We start from the raw sequence: 12,807 nt of genomic DNA on the forward strand, positions 1-12,807 counted from the left end.
AACTAGGGAAGAGGTGCAAACGGATCTTGTAAAAGAATAAGGAGTTTTAAAGAATTTGGATTGCTTAGGGCTGCGTTATTGACAGCTTCAACCAAAGCCTTCTTGCATAGATTATTGCAGCCTAACATCCACTCATAATTTTTATTTTTTTTGGGAACATCGTTTTTTGCATCCAATTCGTAGACAGAAGAGAATAGTGGGACGGAAATGATAGAACATTCTTTTTCAATAGCTTCTTTTATGCAGCTTTCGTAGGCATAAAGTGCGCGGTTATAATAACCATTGATTACGTCTTGATCGCTTCCTGAGAATTCGTCGAGTTTGGGACCTCGGATATGCCCTATACGTTCCGGATATTTTTCTTTTTCTAAGAGAGGTATGGACTTGCTGTTTTTTATATTTAATGGTGTGGAACGAGCCTCTGTGGGGGCGAACGGTGAGATAATGGAGGTTTGTCCCTGATACTGAGCTGCACCCCAATTTGAATGCTCTCCAAGTTTGGTAAGCTCTTTGACTAAAGCGCGCGCTTGATTTGTAGTTATTGCAATCTGCGTTTGCGGTGCAGGAGGTACTGCATTGAATGTGATTCCGCGTTGGCTTGTTACCGTTCTTGCTGTATTTGACCTGGGAAGAGCGGAGAACTTTATAGAGAAGCCCGAGACCTCTTCTCGCATACCAAGTTTAACACCAGGATTTTTCTTGTTTTGGTAAAACGATAGTTGGGCTCCCGGTTCGATTACAAAATTTGCATCTGCAACTGTAGCTGGGAGAGCTCTAAAATCTTGATCTAGTGCTTGAATCCAGTCCCCATCAGCTTTTTGTGTTAGCTGTTTATAGACAAGTATGGCCACTCCGGCAAATAGCACAGAGGCTATAGCCAATGCTGCGAATACAGGAGACCCTAAAACAATAGCAAGGGTAATACCGGCAGCGGCAGTTCCAATTGCTAAGGCACTGAGAATAGATACGGAGGCAATTTTTAGTATCTTGTTACGTCTTTGAGTAGCAATTTCTCTTGAAGATAGGGCAGGAGCTAGAAGCGGAGTCCTGCTGTTTCTAACTTGATTCTGGGAGTTACCCGGGTTAACACTAGGCATAATAATAATATTTAGTTTTTATTAAATTAATTTTAATAAAATTAAATCTTATTTGAATAGTAATTTATTCTTTACAGCTTCTTGATTTTAGAAGAAGAAATAGCATGGATTTTATCTTTAGAAGGATAAACTTTAAATGAGATGTAGATGTCTCGGAGTTTATTTGTAGTTAAGTGTCTAAGAGATAGATACACGGGGATAACAGCAAGCAGAAATGTAAAGAATACGGGGTGTACGCAGCAGCCTAAAGCAATGATTCCTGCGGTTAGCGTCGTTAAGACTAGTGTTTGAATGACGCAATGTGCAATAAAACGAATGAGTTTAGCTCTGGCTTTACTTCCCTTTGGGAATAGGCTCAAAGGCTCTTTATGTCTTGGATTTTGTGGTGGTGTTGCTGCAACTGACATATAGAATGTAGATGAGTAAAAGCTTAAAAGCAGCACAATTTTACTCCCAAAAATTGTTTTTTGTCATCAGCTTTCCATAGAACTCCTTTCTTAAAGGAGTTCTCCTGGTTGATTATAAATTTTTTGAAACTCCTTTAATGTAATGGGCCCTTGGCATAAATGTTTTTTGTTTGGGAGCTTAGAAAAGAGTTTGGCGTAAGCTCTAACTCCCGAGGGGCTGGTTAAAATTATCCGATGACATCGATCAAATATTTTTGACTTCAATCGTTGTTCTCGAATGCCGTAGTGAGGGTAGGCAAAAAAAGATCTATTTTCTTTCTCTAGAAAATTTTTAATAACAGGGCGAGATAAAGCAGAGTGCGGGTAGAGGATCCGAGCGTCTTTAGGTAGTGAGGAAATCATTGGCAAAACACCTTCTCCTGTTTCAACTGTAGCTAGTGCGTAGTGTGCCTTTGGGAGAAGACATTTAAGCCGATGTGCTGTGATTTTCCCTAAACATAGGTAATGCTTATTTTCCAAAGTTTTTTTCGGCACTTTCCTACGCATTCTTGAGATAAATAGCGATGTTGACGAAGGGCTAGTGAGTAAAATATGCGAAGTTTTCTCAAGGTACCGAAAAGCGCGGCGTTGTTGCGGGGAACTTCTTGCAAATGGAACGATCACAAGAATCGGAGCAAAATAGGCGTGATACCTTTTTGCGGTTTGTTGATTTAATCCTAGATATAGGGTCATGGAGGCGTCTTGTTCTAGAAATGAATCCAAATCCTAGTTTAGGTAGTGGGGGATTGTTTCGCATCTAGAAAACAGTTTTCATCTTTATTTGTAATAGAAACAGTGTAGATACATCATTAAAAACACTTATTTTTAGCAGTGTTTAGGTTATATGATGAGCCGATTGACATTTTTCGATGTGGCAGCTAGGATGTCTTTTTCTGGATCTTAGCTTTTTCTCCAAGGGAAAAATGACAGTAGTTCTTAGGCTTTCTTGGGTTAAGTGCGGAGAGCTTCGCTTTATATTATAATTTTTCGTTTGTAGATAGTTGTTAACAGAGGTTCGGCAATGGCATCGTTGTTGCATAAATTTTTAGAAAATGCTTCGGGGAAGAAAGGTCAGGACCTAGCTTCTACCGCATATTTAGCTGCATTAGACCATCTTTTGCACTCCTTTCCTTCGATTGGGAAGAGCGTTATTGATGAGCTCAAGGGGCAACGCTCTCGTTTAAAGATGATAGCTTCTGAAAATTACGCCTCTATTTCAGTTCAGCTTGCTATGGGAAACTTACTTACAGATAAGTATTGTGAGGGAAGTCCATTTAAGCGATTTTATTCTTGCTGCGAGAATGTTGATGCTATTGAGTGGGAGTGTGCTGAAACAGCTAAAGAACTCTTTGGCGCAGAAAGTGCTTTCGTGCAGCCCCATTCCGGAGCCGATGCGAATTTATTGGCGATGATGGCAATTATTACTCAGAAAATCCAAGGTCCTGCTGTTAAACGTTTGGGATACAAAACGATTAACGATCTTACAGATAAAGAGTATGCTGAATTAAAGGCTGAGATAGGTTCTCACGTCTGTCTAGGTCCTTCATTAAATTCAGGAGGGCATTTGACACATGGAACAGTACGTATGAATGTGATGTCAAAATTGATGCGTTGTTTGCCTTATGAAGTGAATAAGAAGACAGAACGTTTTGATTATGCTGAAATTGCACGTTTAGTGCGTACACATAAGCCTACAGTGTTAGTTGCTGGATATTCTTCTTATTCGCGTAGATTAAATTTTTCCACCCTAAAACAGATTGCTGATGATTGCGGAGCTGTTTTATGGGTAGACATGGCACATTTTGCAGGACTTGTTGCTGGGGGTGTTTTTGTCGAAGAAGAAAATCCTATTCCTTTTGCTGATATTGTCACTACGACAACGCATAAAACTCTACGAGGACCTCGTGGAGGTTTGGTTTTAGCTTCTAAAGAATATGATGGGATAATCAATAGAGCTTGTCCTTTAATGATGGGTGGTCCCTTGCCTCATGTTATTGCTGCGAAAGCCGTAGCATTAAAAGAAGCTCTCACTGTGGATTTTAAAAAGTACGCTCATCAGGTTGTGGATAATGCGAGAACTTTAGCAGAGCATTTCCAAAAGCAAGGATTACGTTTGCTTACAGGCGGTACGGATAATCATATGTTGATTATTGATCTGACTTCTCTAGGTATTTCTGGACGCATAGCCGAAGATATTTTAAGTTCTATCGGTATTGCAGTAAACCGCAATACGATACCATCGGATGCAGTGGGTAAATGGGATACTTCAGGAATACGTTTGGGAACACCTGCTTTAACCACTCTCGGTATGGGCAGTGATGAAATGGAAGAAGTTGCGAATATTATTGTGAAAGTATTGCGAAATATTACTTTGAGACGTAATGCTGATGATAGTTTTAGTAAAAGTGAAGGAGAGCTTCCAGAAAACATTGCTCAAGAAGCTAGAGCACGAGTCGCAGACTTATTATCGCGGTTCCCGCTTTATCCTGAAATCGATCTGGAAACTTTAGTTTAGTTAGGAGATATGTTGTTCTATGCCTGATGGGGAAGTTAATAAGTTACGAGATGTTATAGATAAAAAAATCTTAGATGCCCGTCGGGTATTCTTTTCAGAACCTGTAACAGATAAGAGCGCAGCAGATGCTATTAAGAAGCTATGGTATTTAGAACTTAGCCATCCTGGTCAGCCTATAGTATTCGTAATTAATAGTCCTGGGGGATCTGTAGACGCAGGGTTTGCAGTTTGGGATCAGATAAAAATGATGACTTCACCAGTGACTACTGTGGTTACAGGACTAGCCGCTTCCATGGGATCAGTATTAAGTTTGTGTGCTGCTCCTGGCCGTCGTTTTGCAACTCCTCATTCACGTATTATGATTCACCAGCCATCTATAGGAGGTCCAATTACAGGACAAGCTACAGATTTAGACATTCATGCTCGTGAAATCTTAAAAACAAAAAAACGCATTGTTGATGTGTATCTAGAAGCCACAGGACAACCTCGCGAAGTCATTGAAAAGGCTATTGATCGGGATATGTGGATGACAGCAGATGAAGCCAAGGATTTTGGTTTATTAGATGGCATCCTTTTCTCATTCGACGATTTATAAGCCTTACGTGTACTCTGGGGCGGGAAATTGCTTTATTCTTAGCGAAACTTGTCCTGAGATTACAACAATCTCAGCTCTGTGTAAGGAAGAACAAGTAGATGGATTTTTACTTGTTCTTCCTTCATCTGTTGCCGATGCCAAGCTCATTATTTTTAATGACGACGGTTCTCGCCCTAAGATGTGTGGGAACGGTCTTCGTTGTGTTATAGCACACCTTTCTTCGGTATTGAAAAAAGAAGACATTTCTGTAGAAACCGATTCAGGGATTTATTTTGGAAAGTTTTATTCTTGGAATCGTGTTGTTGTAGATATGACTCTTCCAGATTGGAAATACCGTTGTCATAACCTCACATACACTATTGCGCAGCTGCCTCAAGAAATCTTCAGTATCAATACCGGAGTTCCGCATCTTGTTGTTTTTGTCGATGATGTATCTTGTATTCCTATAGATCTTTGGGGAAGTTTTCTACGTTATCATGCAGATTTTTCCCCTGAAGGAGCTAATGTAAATTTTATTGAAGCAATGAGTTCTAGGGAATTTCGGATACGCACTTATGAACGAGGGTTAGAAAGAGAATCTTTGGCTTGCGGTACTGGAGCTACAGCCGCAGCCCTTGTCGTAGCGAAACGCTACGGCTTATCAAATATTCAAATCCCTATCCGGACGTGGAGTAATATTGTAATCAACATCTCTTTAGATCGTGACCGAGTGTATCTTGAAGGGCCCGTAAATAAAGAAGTACTTCACTAGAATTTTCAAATTTTTATATTGAATCTGAATAGAAATGGGTTCAAAGATAGCTAAAAGAGCGCATATCTATTTGGCATTCTATGTTGTGAATTGATTCCTTAAGGATAGATCTCTTGCCCTCTAACTCCGATTCTTTTATAATCTTAATTTATGACTACGTATCCTGTTCCACAAAATCCTCTTTTACTACGCGCTTTGCGTCTTATGGACGCCTTCTCGAAGTCTGATGACGAGAGAGATTTTTATTTAGACCGTGTTGAAGGGTTTATCCTCTACATTGATTTAGATAAGGATCAAGAAGACTTAGATAAGATATATGAAGAATTAGAGATAAATGCAGAACGCTATTGTCTAATTCCTAAGCTCACGTTCTATGAAGTTAAAAAAATCATGGAAACGTTTATCAATGAAAAAATTTATGACATTGATACCAAAGAAAAATTTCTTGAGATCTTACAGTCTAAAAATGCTCGCGAGCAATTTTTAGAATTTATCTATGATCATGAGTCTGAATTAGAGAAGTGGCAGCAATTTTATGTAGAACGTTCTCGTATACGTATTATTGAGTGGTTACGTAATAATAAGTTTCATTTTGTCTTTGAAGAAGACTTAGATTTTTCAAAACATATTTTAGAGCAATTTAAAATTCATCTTTTCGATACTAAAGTATCGAAAGAGTTATCGCAAGCACGTCAGCTTCTTGTGAATAAGGCTAAAGTTTATTATTCTAATGAGGCTTTAAATCCTCGTCCTAAACGAGGACGCCCTCCGAAGCAAACAGCAAAAGTAGAATCTGAGACTACAATATCTAGTGATATTTATACTAAGGTGCCTGCAGTTGCTCGACGTTTTCTTTTCCTTCCGGAAATTACCTCAGCATCTTCGATTACATTTTCTGAGAAATTTGATACTGAAGAAGAATTTCTTGCGCATCTTCGTGGATCAGGTCGTGTTGAAGATCAATTAAACCTTGCTAATCTTTCTGAAAGATTCGCTTCGTTAAAAGAGCTTTCTGCGAAATTAGGTTATGATTCGCTATCTACCGGAGATTTCTTTGGTGATGATGACGACAAAGACGATGATGAGAAGCCTGCACCTAAGAGCAAGGCTCCTGCTAAGCGTGGTCGTAAGAAATCTTAATAGGTTTAGATCTTTTGCAATATCCAAATAGTTGCAGCTCCAAAGGCAAATTTTCTTTTTTTGCTTATCTGGAATTGTGCGTCTTTGAAGAGTTGTTCTAAGTAGTCATCTTTAGGCAGATTCTTAATGCTTTCAGCTAGATAGTGATAGGCCTGTTTATTTTTAGAGCATAACCTTCCTATCAAAGGCACTAAGAATTTTAGATATAATCTATGTGCTAGATACATAGGGTGGTTATCAGAAGGCGAGGTGAGCTCTAAAATTCCTAAGCATCCATTTGGTTTTAAAATACGATGGATTTCATTAAGGGCGTTTTTACGATCGGGAAGATTTCGTAATCCGTAGCTTATTGCTGCTAATGTATGTGACTCTTGATCGATAGGGAGTTGGGCAATATCTCCTTCTATAAAGGTGAAAGGAGCCTTAGGATAACGTTGTTTTGCTATCGCGAGCATATTTGAGGAGAAATCAACGAGTATGGCTTGCGATTTCGGATAATCGTGAATATATCTATAGGCAACTTTCCCTGTTCCTGAGCAAAGATCTAGGAGACATTCTGACTTCCCTAACATTTTTGAAAACTTACGATTCCATAAATGATGCATCCCTAAAGATAAGATAGAATTGATCCTATCGTATTTAGGGGCTAAGGAGTCGAACATCTCCTGAAGATCAGGCTTGTTGGTGGATAGTTGCATAATATTCTCGGAATCTTTCTAAACCTTCATAATCTTCTTCTCTTAGACGATAACGGCAAAGAGAGTAGTACTCCTTAATAAGAGCTTCTGGCAGCTGAGAGCGCTCGATAGCTTGTGCTATAGCTGCTTCGGGATGAACTTCGAAATGGCTTAATGAACTCTCTAATGCTGCTTGTACAATAGCACTTCCCTGAGGGTTATTAGAAAGAACAACAGCAAAGACAAAAGGTAATTGGGTAAGTTCATACCATCCTTGAGCAAGATCATAAGTTGTAAATCCTGGAACATGAGGATGGCGTAGAGCTTTATCGCCAATTAATAATAAACCGTCATACTCTTCGCTCTTTTCGATAACCTTATCAGAGGTGAGTTGGATAATTTCTGGGATGGGTGTCTTCCATAAATGTTGGCAGAGGATATTTAGTAACATTACCGAAGAGCGGCTTTCTTTTGTTGCTGCAATGCGAAGTTTTTCTGATGTGAAAAACGTCGATGCAGCATAAAGATTCACACTAAGAATTTTTTTATAAGCCGCTATGCCAAATCCTGGAAGTGTTCCTAAAGGATGGGTCAACAGCCCTACTGCAGAGGTAAGAGCGAATTGTAAACTACCATCGAGGAGTTTCCCAAGGAGATCTGCAGGAGGTGCCGTATGAAGAAGAATCTCCTTGTGTTTTGCAAGCTCTAAAGAAAAAGGAAAAGCGTTGATATAGCTTACGCAACCTAAAGTTATACGTCTTTCGAGTTCGTCAGACATGGTATGCGTCCTTGTTCTTTAATGAGGTTTGCCATTCCCTCGATGTCCATTTTTATATTTTGATTTGAAGAGGCCATTTGAAAAACTTTTTCTCCGATATGAGTGGAGGAAAAATCATTGGCTCCACAAGATAATAGATGTAGAGCTTGCTCGATTCCTAAGTAATTCCACAAGGCTTTTATATTTCTAAAATTGTCTAAGAATAACCTTGCAACAGCAATGATAGATGCTGGAGGGATGTTATGGGAACCGCCTAATTTGCGTAGTCTTTTCCCTAGGGGGTTATTTTCTGTTGCGAACTTTAACAATACGAAGTTCTTAAATCCTAAAGTATCGTCTTGCAGACTGCGCAATTTATCCATATGTGTAACAATATCTTCAGGACGTTCCCTATGATAACACAACATCGTGCTATTGCTAGGAATTCCAAGATTATGCGCTGTTTTATGAATTTCTAAGAAATCTTGAGAGGATAAACGTCCGGGAGCGAGTATCTGCCGTATTTCATCAACAAGGATATCAAATCCTCCCCCAGGAATAGAGTCTAATCCCGCATTTTTTAATGTTTTCAAAACCTCGACAACAGGAATATTGTGTAGATTAGCAAGATATGCATACTCGATGCCTGTCAATGCTTTGATATGGATATGAGGGAAGTTTTCCTTAATCTTACTGAATAGCTCGGTATAATAGTCTAAATTACACTCTGGGGAGCATCCGGCAACAATATGTGTCTCTGTAATGGGAACATCTAAAGCGCGGATCTTTTCTATTAACTGATTTGGCGTATAAAACCAGCCTTTAGCATCTCCAGGTTTTGCATAAAAAGCACAGAACGTACAGTTAAACTCACAGAAATTTGTGGGATATAGATAAAACGTAGAGGAGTAGTAGACAATATCACCGACATATTTGTGACGTATCGTATTTGCAAATGCCCATAAAGCACGTTGGTCGTCTTCATCTTCAATGAGAAGCAAGCGTAAGGCATCCTCTTTAGAGAGACGCGCCCCTCCCATATAATTATCAAATAAATGCTTTAACCAAGAATTTTTAGGAAGAATGCGGGGGATGTGTGCTGTCGTCATAGGGTGGTGCCTTGGTTGTAGAATCAGATCGAGTTTGTTTATCGCATGCTTTCTTATGGCAACAGTCCGATTTTCCACACCCTTTAGATAAAGGTCTACCTAAGAGATAAGAGCCTATGAGTAAAATGACTATGCCTACTCCTAGTAGTGCTGAAGCACAGCAAATAAGAAGAAAAAGAGTCATCATAAAGATCAGCCTTCGACAAAGTCGATAATATTAATGAAGATCTACCCAAATAGGGGAACTCCATGCCATAGATTGGTCCGCTTGCGTTACTCTGAGATAGTAGAATGCAAAAGGAATTTTTCCTTTAGGATCCTTAAGAGTTACTTTAGATAGAGGCTCCATATCATCATATTCATAATCTAGATTGTTGCTATCGGGATGGAATGTTTTGATCACTTCCCCGTTGCGGATAATCTCAACGGTTTTTAGTTGATCTGTTCCTGCAACATATCCTGAGATATGACGATTTACAGCAAGGCCAGGTTTTGTGGTTGTTGATAACTCAGAACCCATAGGAGCTGAGGTAATGTTAAAGCTAACAATAATTCTTGGCCCCGTAGTTGCATAACAATGACGCTGATATAAAGCTTCTACCAGGGAATCTCGATTGTATTTGTTACACACAATGGCTGTGAGCCCTGGAGTATATTGCTGTTGGTTGGCATCGAAGAATTTACCATAGATACCACGATCGTCAAGGCCTCCAGCAACAAAGCCAAAACGTAGGTTACGTTTTAACGCTTCTATTAATGTTCCTGAGGCGACTTCGGAGTCTGCTCCCTTGATAGGGAAGATATTTCCTTCTTTTTCTGTTCTTTCTGAACATCCCCAAGAATTATAGATTTCTACAACACGCTCAAATTCTGGATGGAAATTATCGAAGTTAAATCCATATTGTTTTGATGCTGTAAAACAGGGGATCGAAATAATATCGTGACCCGAAGAGCTTTTATACAGCTTGGATAAAGAGGCAATCTTGCAATCTTTATGCTTTGAACAAGATTTATTCTCTTTTATATAGAGAATCTGTCGGAGTCCCTCTTCGCCAGGTTCTCCAAAATACTGCAAACCAGATAGAGAGACAAAACGATCTTCTTCATTAAAATCGCTTATAGTCTGGTTGATCATTTTCCAAAGATCAGGAGTTAAACCTTCCTGGTTATCAAAAGATGATGAAGCATAAAAGTTTAATGCACAATCATCTCTGAAATGTCGTAGGCAGGCTTCTATATTTTCTTCAGAATCTACACGTTCTGATTCTCCGTGTAGTAGACCCCACATAAGATTAGGAGATGACTCTGAGAAACATTTTATAGGTGCAGACACAAAGATTTCATTTGTGAGGAGATTTTTTAATTGGATCCTATAGATACCAGGTTCGTTGAAATAGAGATTGGGGAGAATCACGAATCCTGTTTCAGGAATGAATAATTGCCAATTAAGATTTTCTCTTAGGTGTTCATAGGAGAGCTCAATACGTGTATTCTCTGGTGAGAAGTTTGTCAGGTTATTGAACTCATCTTCAAATCGTACAGTGATATCGAAACGCTTGTTCTTGACAACATAGGAGGGTGTGAAAATTTGGATCTGTTTGAGAACATTTCCACGGATATCCATAGTAAAGATATCCGGTTCATCATAATCTCCCTTGCCTTCGGGGTCCACATAAAGATAGAAAGGTTTTCTACGTTGGGTAAATAGCTGAGCACCGTTTCCTGCTTCATCTGTTTGTGGATGTTCTGGAGAAGGTCCAAGAACAATTGTAAGAGTTTCACCAGCATCTAGTTCATAAGGAAGGGTGAATTCATATTGAGGGACGGGACTATTTGCAATGGGGATCGTTACAGCAGTAAGAATATCCCCTTTAGGCGTTTCTAAATAGATAGTATTACGCGGTTGTTTTAGATCTGTAGAAGGGATCTCCCAATCTATGGGTCTCCCTTGACATCCCAAGTCAAATTTAAGTTTTGTTCCCTCAGGGAGGTAGTCAACTAGGGAATAAAGAAACTTCCATGTAGATATTTGCCCAGCTCTAGCTACGGAAGGATTAACATAACAAACAGATCTGCGCATAGTAACATAGCGGGTTGGAATCAACTAAAGGCATCATCATACACTAGAAAAAGGTTTTTCTCAATCTTCGTCTTTGCTTAATGCTTGTAATGCTTCCTGCACGCTATTGAACATTTTAAAATATGAGAGGAATCCGGTAACGTAAAGAGTTTGTTCTACTGTTTTAGGAACGCAGGTAAGAACGATTTTTCCGGAATGTTTTCCTACTTGGTGGTAGCTTTGTAAGAGGACACGAATGCCCGCACTGGACATATAGTCTAAATTTGTGCAATCAAGAACGATATTTTTGATTCCTGAAGATAGGGATTGTGAGATGTTTTCTTGTACTTCCGGAGAAGAGATCCCGTCAAGTTTCCCTTGGAGATGTAAGACAGCAGTGGTTCCGTGCTCTTCTTTTTGGATGTTATTCATTATCGATGATGCTCCCAAACCTATGGTGATTTCTCAAGACCTAACTCTCGTAAATCTTTAGGTTTTTTGCAAAGAGATTTTTCTATTCTTTTGTTTCTCTGTATATTGTAGGAGGTTACGAAGGAGATATTTTCTTTTTTCGTGGGGTAATTTTGAGTTTGCCTACACTACGTTCTGAGCAAGTGATAATTTCGATATCGAAGTTTTCGTGATGGATTTTCATTCCTTTTTGTGGAACGGCCCCAACTTTATGAAAAACGTGGCCTCCTAAGGTGTCATAGCTATTTTCGTGATGGATTTTTAGATTAAAGTATTCCTCTGCATCAGAGATATTCATACGCCCATCTACGATCCAAGCATTGCCAACTTTTTTATAAGGAATATCTTCTTGAACATCATACTCATCGGCAATCTCTCCGAAGATTTCTTCGATAATGTCCTCCATACTTACGATGCCTTCGGTAACTCCGTACTCATTGACGATAATCGCCAAGTGGCGATGTTTCTGACGAAACTCTTGAAGTAGTGAGGAGACTTTCTTAATTTCTGGAGCGTATAGCGGGGGTTTAGCTACTGAAGAGACAGGTTGGGAGGCATCTACAGATTTTGGGTACATTGCCAACAAGTCTTTTACTAAAAGGACTCCAGTAATGTTATCGATATTTTTCTTATATAGAGGAATTCGGCTATAGCCTTCTTCTACGATAGCTGGAAATGCATTGCAGATAGGCGTGTCTTCTTGAATGGCAAAGATATCTACTTTAGGAATCATAATTTCCCGAACGATCAATTTATCAAAAGACGATACGGCTTCTGACAGTTGATTTTCCATTTCTGAACTATGAATTTTAGGATCGTCTTCATTGTTATTGATGGAACGTTGGAAGGGGAAAAAGAAAGCTTGAAGTAGAGAAGAAATAGAGCATAGTGCGGAAACAATCCCTTTACGGAGTTTTATACAGAAGGGAAGGAATCCATAAGCTAATGGGGCTGCGAGTATATACATTCCCCAAAAAGTGAGGGATGCGCTTTTAGTTTTGAATGTATATTGAGAATAGATCGTGGTTCCTAAAATTCCGTATAAACTTAGTAATACGGAGGCTAAAAGAGCCGGAGTATTTGAACAGCGCTGTTCATCATTCTCATCGTGTGTTTTGATAGATTTTTGTGTCAGTGCTGTGGCAAATAGGAGAAAGAGGATAGAAATTGCTAATAGGAAATCAAGCATT

Annotated in this window: 14 protein-coding genes; 4 read left to right on the forward strand and 10 right to left on the reverse strand. The window is 39.2% G+C overall.

All coding sequences use genetic code 11. The annotated features are described in order from the left end of the window. Positions 1–2: 2 nt before the first annotated feature. From CCA_RS01155 to CCA_RS01165, 3 genes are all read right to left on the reverse strand, one after another. On the reverse strand, positions 3–1,097 hold the full coding sequence (locus tag CCA_RS01155; protein WP_011006190.1) for a membrane protein: 1,095 nt from the start codon (positions 1,095–1,097) through the stop codon (positions 3–5). A gap of 71 nt (positions 1,098–1,168) precedes the next feature. Next, positions 1,169–1,504: a hypothetical protein gene (locus tag CCA_RS01160; protein ID WP_041462241.1), complete on the reverse strand. Its 336-nt coding sequence runs from the start codon at positions 1,502–1,504 to the stop codon at positions 1,169–1,171. A 90-nt stretch (positions 1,505–1,594) separates the two neighbouring features. Then, the gene (locus CCA_RS01165) at positions 1,595–2,236 is read right to left on the reverse strand and encodes a uroporphyrinogen-III synthase (protein ID WP_011006192.1); all 642 of its coding nucleotides are present in this window, start codon (positions 2,234–2,236) and stop codon (positions 1,595–1,597) included. A gap of 328 nt (positions 2,237–2,564) precedes the next feature. Here CCA_RS01165 and CCA_RS01170 point away from each other — a divergent pair, with 328 nt between their 5' ends. The 4 genes from CCA_RS01170 (at position 2,565) to CCA_RS01185 (ending at position 6,544) form a co-directional block, all read left to right on the forward strand. Then, entirely contained in the window at positions 2,565–4,058 is a 1,494-nt protein-coding gene (locus CCA_RS01170; protein WP_011006193.1) for a glycine hydroxymethyltransferase, read from the forward strand. Positions 4,059–4,077: 19 nt separating this feature from the next. Continuing rightward, complete coding sequence (locus CCA_RS01175; RefSeq protein ID WP_011006194.1) at positions 4,078–4,653, forward strand: ATP-dependent Clp protease proteolytic subunit; 576 nt, start codon at positions 4,078–4,080, stop codon at positions 4,651–4,653. Further along, entirely contained in the window at positions 4,622–5,404 is a 783-nt protein-coding gene (gene dapF, locus CCA_RS01180) for a bifunctional diaminopimelate epimerase/glutamate racemase (protein ID WP_011006195.1), read from the forward strand. The genes CCA_RS01175 and dapF overlap by 32 nt, the downstream gene beginning before the upstream one ends. 150 nt (positions 5,405–5,554) lie before the next feature. Further along, positions 5,555–6,544, forward strand: coding sequence for a UPF0158 family protein (locus tag CCA_RS01185; RefSeq protein WP_011006196.1), 990 nt, complete (start codon positions 5,555–5,557; stop codon positions 6,542–6,544). A 5-nt stretch (positions 6,545–6,549) separates the two neighbouring features. On the opposite strand, the gene ubiE is transcribed toward CCA_RS01185, so the two are convergent. The 7 genes from ubiE to CCA_RS01215 all read right to left on the reverse strand — a co-directional run bounded on the left by ubiE (position 6,550) and on the right by CCA_RS01215 (position 12,806). After that, a complete protein-coding gene (gene ubiE, locus CCA_RS01190; RefSeq protein ID WP_011006197.1) occupies positions 6,550–7,242 on the reverse strand; it encodes a bifunctional demethylmenaquinone methyltransferase/2-methoxy-6-polyprenyl-1,4-benzoquinol methylase UbiE in 693 nt (230 codons plus the stop codon). Next, complete coding sequence (locus tag CCA_RS01195; RefSeq protein ID WP_011006198.1) at positions 7,217–7,999, reverse strand: menaquinone biosynthesis protein; 783 nt, start codon at positions 7,997–7,999, stop codon at positions 7,217–7,219. Before CCA_RS01195 ends, ubiE begins: the two co-directional genes overlap by 26 nt. Continuing rightward, positions 7,972–9,087: a CofH family radical SAM protein gene (locus tag CCA_RS01200; RefSeq protein ID WP_011006199.1), complete on the reverse strand. Its 1,116-nt coding sequence runs from the start codon at positions 9,085–9,087 to the stop codon at positions 7,972–7,974. The genes CCA_RS01195 and CCA_RS01200 overlap by 28 nt, the downstream gene beginning before the upstream one ends. Then, positions 9,053–9,274, reverse strand: coding sequence for a hypothetical protein (locus CCA_RS05225; RefSeq protein WP_011006200.1), 222 nt, complete (start codon positions 9,272–9,274; stop codon positions 9,053–9,055). The genes CCA_RS01200 and CCA_RS05225 overlap by 35 nt, the downstream gene beginning before the upstream one ends. Before the next feature lie 30 nt (positions 9,275–9,304). After that, positions 9,305–11,167, reverse strand: a complete 1,863-nt coding sequence (locus CCA_RS01205; protein WP_011006201.1) for a DUF3604 domain-containing protein — start codon at positions 11,165–11,167, stop codon at positions 9,305–9,307. Between the two features lie 60 nt (positions 11,168–11,227). Continuing rightward, the gene (locus CCA_RS01210) at positions 11,228–11,578 is read right to left on the reverse strand and encodes an anti-sigma factor antagonist (protein ID WP_011006202.1); all 351 of its coding nucleotides are present in this window, start codon (positions 11,576–11,578) and stop codon (positions 11,228–11,230) included. Positions 11,579–11,693: 115 nt separating this feature from the next. Further along, positions 11,694–12,806 carry a hemolysin family protein gene (locus CCA_RS01215; protein ID WP_011006203.1) on the reverse strand — a complete coding sequence of 371 codons (1,113 nt, stop codon included), beginning with the start codon at positions 12,804–12,806 and terminating at the stop codon, positions 11,694–11,696. Position 12,807: the final 1 nt, after the last annotated feature.

Origin of the sequence: Chlamydia caviae GPIC (assembly GCF_000007605.1) — a bacterium.
Lineage (GTDB): Bacteria > Chlamydiota > Chlamydiia > Chlamydiales > Chlamydiaceae > Chlamydia > Chlamydia caviae.